2 protein-coding genes are annotated in these 2,748 nt (G+C 37.6%); one reads left to right on the top strand and one right to left on the bottom strand.

The window, feature by feature from the left end; translation table 11 throughout:
- The first annotated feature begins 237 nt into the window (after positions 1 to 237).
- Positions 238 to 1,086, top strand: a complete 849-nt coding sequence (gene folD, locus ABW51_RS09440) for a bifunctional methylenetetrahydrofolate dehydrogenase/methenyltetrahydrofolate cyclohydrolase FolD (RefSeq protein WP_053466541.1) — start codon at positions 238 to 240, stop codon at positions 1,084 to 1,086.
- A gap of 105 nt (positions 1,087 to 1,191) precedes the next feature.
- Here folD and ABW51_RS09435 read toward each other — a convergent pair whose 3' ends face one another.
- On the bottom strand, positions 1,192 to 2,577 hold the full coding sequence (locus ABW51_RS09435; protein WP_053466540.1) for a DASS family sodium-coupled anion symporter: 1,386 nt from the start codon (positions 2,575 to 2,577) through the stop codon (positions 1,192 to 1,194).
- Between the last annotated feature and the right edge of the window lie 171 nt (positions 2,578 to 2,748).

Genomic DNA, 2,748 nt, shown 5'->3' with positions numbered 1-2,748 from the left:
TTGAACCTACGACCCACTGGTCCCAAACCAGTTGCGCTACCAAGCTGCGCTACTCGCCGATAAGTGCGGTCAATTATAAGTTTGTTTTTATTTCAGTCAATGAAATTTTTGATTTTTCAACTTGATTGTTCAAAATTATTCCACTTTAGGAAAAACGCCCCCTTTTTCGTTGTAAAAAAATCATTGTCCGCTAAAATAGCAAACGCTTTCTTTCCCATCATTCAAAAGGACAGACAAATGACCGCACAAATCATCTCTGGTACCGCACTTTCAAAAAAAATTAAAGCCGATGTGGCAGATAAAATCACCCATTACGTTAAGCAAGGAAAACGCGCACCTGGGCTTGCTGTCATTCTCGTTGGTGCAGATCCTGCTTCGCAAATCTATGTCGGTAATAAACGTAAAAGTTGTGAAGAAATCGGCATACTTTCCCAATCCTATGATTTACCAGAAACAACTACACAAGCCGAATTATTAGCCCTCATCGATAAACTCAATAACGACAAAACAATTGATGGTATCTTAGTACAACTCCCCTTACCTCAACAAATCAATGCAGAAGCTATTATTGAACATATTGATCCGAAAAAAGATGTGGATGGCTTCCATCCTTATAATGTTGGGCTTTTATGCCAACGTATTCCAACTTTACGTGCCTGCACCCCTTATGGCGTAATGAAGCTATTAGAAACAACGGGGATTGACCTACATGGCAAACACGCAGTAATTGTAGGCGCATCCAATATTGTCGGCCGCCCAATGTCTTTAGAATTACTATTAGCAGGTGCAACTGTCACAGTAACTCATCGATTCACTAAAGATTTAGAAAGCCATGTTCGCCAAGCAGATATACTTGTCGTCGCGGTGGGTAAGCCGAAGTTGATTCCTGGCGATTGGATCAAAGAAAGTGCGGTCGTAATTGATGTCGGAATTAACCGCCTAGATGGAAAATTAGTAGGCGATGTAGAGTTTGACAAAGCAGCCGAAAAAGCAGCTTATATTACCCCCGTTCCTGGCGGTGTTGGGCCAATGACCGTTGCAATGTTAATGAGCAACACACTTTACGCTTATGAACACAATAAATAGCTTTTTATAAACGAATCTTATCACAAGAAAAATGGGTTAAAGCCTTATTCGCTTTAACCCATTTATTTTAATCACTAAAGAATTTTGTAAATAATCAAATCTAAATTAGTTCAACCAGAACATATAGCCGACAGTTGCAATCACGACGATACACACTAAATTCAATACGAAACCAGCTTTTACCATTTCACTTTGTTTCACTTGTCCAGAACCAAATACAATAGCATTTGGAGGTGTTGCAACTGGTAACATGAAGGCACAGGATGCACCAATACCAATAATTAATGCTAAACCAATTTCTGGCATACCCAATGATTGAGCGATAGAAATAAAGATTGGGACGAGTAGTGCCGCACTTGCTGTATTAGAGGTAAATTCAGTTAAGAAAATAATGAATGCTGCAACTAACAAACCAATAAGATAGAAATGTTGTCCTTCAATCATAAAGACAATGCTATCTGCTAAAATTTTACTTGCTCCGGAATCCTTCAATACCGCACTTAATGTTAATCCACCACCGAAAAGCATTAATACGCCCCAATCAGTACTTTCTTGAATTTGTTTCCAGCTTGCAATTCCAGTAGAACAAATCACAATAGCCGCTAATAAAGCAACAACGCTATCGAAGCTCGCAATATTTTTCTGCAAACCAAGTAAGCCTGAAATTAGCGGATTAATTTGCCCACTAAATACCCAAGTTAAAGCAATCACAACAAAGATAACAAGTGTTAATACACGCACTGAATTCATTTCAATGCTTTCAAAAGATTGCTCAAAATTAATATGAAGTTTTGGTTTGAAAATAATATAAAGCGTACCAATCATAATTGGTAACAAAATAATCATAATAGGTAAACCATACCATAACCAATCTGCAAAAGTTAAATGTAGGTTACTTGCCACGATGGCATTCGGCGGACTCCCTACAAGGGTTCCCATACCACCAATTGATGCACTATAAGCAATCCCTAACAACACAAACACATAAGTATTATGTTCTTTCTCACGATCAAGCTGGCTTAAAATCCCCATAGCGAGTGGTAACATCATTGCTGCAGTTGCCGTGTTACTCATCCACATAGAAAGGAAGGCTGTAATCAAAAAGAGATAAATAATGGCAACAAATAAATTACCGCGCGCTAACGCCATAATCTTATTAGCAATCATTTTATCAAGTTTTTGAATATGCAAGGCTGTCGCTAAAGAAAAGCCACCAAAAAATAAGAATATTGTAGGATCAGCAAAAGCCACTAAAGCTTGCTTAGTGCTTACTAAATCTAGCGCAATCGCCAATAATGGCACCAATAATGCGGTAACTGTAACATGTAATGCCTCAGTTAACCAAAGCACTGCGACAAAAGCCAATAAGGCTAAACCAGCATTTGCTTTTGACTCATAAGGCAGCACTTTTAATAACACAAAAAACAGCACTATATCTAAAATAAAAATAATGCCATTTTTGTGGTTTTTGAAAGATTTTATCTCACTCATAAAGTTCCTCCGTTAGTGTTCTAACTCAAACAGCCTATAATGTTAAATGAATGTTAATAAGTTGCAATGCTCAATTTTCAGAAATGTGATCTAGTGCAATAAATTTCGATAAAAAAAGTGCGGTTATTTTGATCTGACCCCAAAAAGTTAGACTGTTATTTAAAGGATTGT

The sequence above is a fragment of the Haemophilus sp. C1 genome (assembly GCF_001276515.1).
GTDB lineage: Bacteria > Pseudomonadota > Gammaproteobacteria > Enterobacterales > Pasteurellaceae > Haemophilus.
The sequence above is the reverse complement of the archived record's forward strand: the minus strand, read 5'-3'. Positions and strand labels throughout refer to the sequence as shown.